Raw genomic sequence first — 794 nt, forward strand, 5'->3', positions numbered from 1 at the left:
CGGGTATCCGGGTGCTCGCGTCGTCATGGAAGTCGGCGAAGGGCTGGTCCACGCCGCACGGGCCGGGCCCCTCGGGGCTCAGGAGCACGGTGTACTGCGCGAGGACGAGCAGCCGAAGGTGGACGGCGGCCAGGAGCTGGCGGGACAACGCGGTGAGCGGCCCGGTGCGGGCGTGCGCCCGTAGGCCCGGGGCCGGTCCGGTGATCGCGGCATCGCCGTTCGGGCGGGCGGGCGTCGGTGGGCCGCCGTTCAGCTCGGTGAATTGCCGCCAGAGGGTGAACGAGGGGAACAGGGCCTTCACGGGACATCCTTCGGAGCTGGAACGCATGGCGGGGACGGGGTGCGGCGAAGGGAGGGGACGGCTTCGCGTCGACCGCGGTCAGTGGACACGGCAGTCGCCTTCCTCCCGCGGCAGGCCGCTGTGATCAGGCAGTGGGTGTGGGGGGCGGGGCATGGCCTTCAGCCCGCGGACCGGGGAGAGCCACAGCAGCGGTACGGGCCCGATCAGGAGCACCATGCCGGTCACCAGCGCGGCCCATACGCCAGCCGCGGCGGCGACGGCGCCGGCCGTCGGCGCCGCCAAGAGCCGGGCCCCGGCGACCAGCCACACGGCGGTCTGCTGGACGCGGGACTGAAGGTGAGCCGGGCACAGCTGCTGGCGCAGCGACCTCTGCGTGGACGCCGCCGCAGTGACCGCCACCGCCTTCAGGGCGCCAGCGCCGATCAGCACGACCAGCCATCCGTGTCGCGGTCCGGCGGGAAGGAGCGGGGCCACGCATCCCGGGTACGCGCCG

1 protein-coding gene and 1 pseudogene are annotated in these 794 nt (G+C 74.6%); both read right to left on the reverse strand.

Annotated features, from left to right (window positions below; all coding sequences use genetic code 11):
• A partial coding sequence (locus P3H78_RS33170; protein WP_276112881.1) for a hypothetical protein occupies positions 1-301 on the reverse strand: 301 nt, incomplete at its 3' end.
• 78 nt (positions 302-379) lie between these two features.
• A pseudogene (locus P3H78_RS33175) lies at positions 380-794 on the reverse strand (MFS transporter); the annotation flags it as partial.

It is taken from the genome of Streptomyces tropicalis (assembly GCF_029269835.1).
GTDB classification, from domain to species: Bacteria; Actinomycetota; Actinomycetes; order Streptomycetales; family Streptomycetaceae; genus Streptomyces; species Streptomyces tropicalis.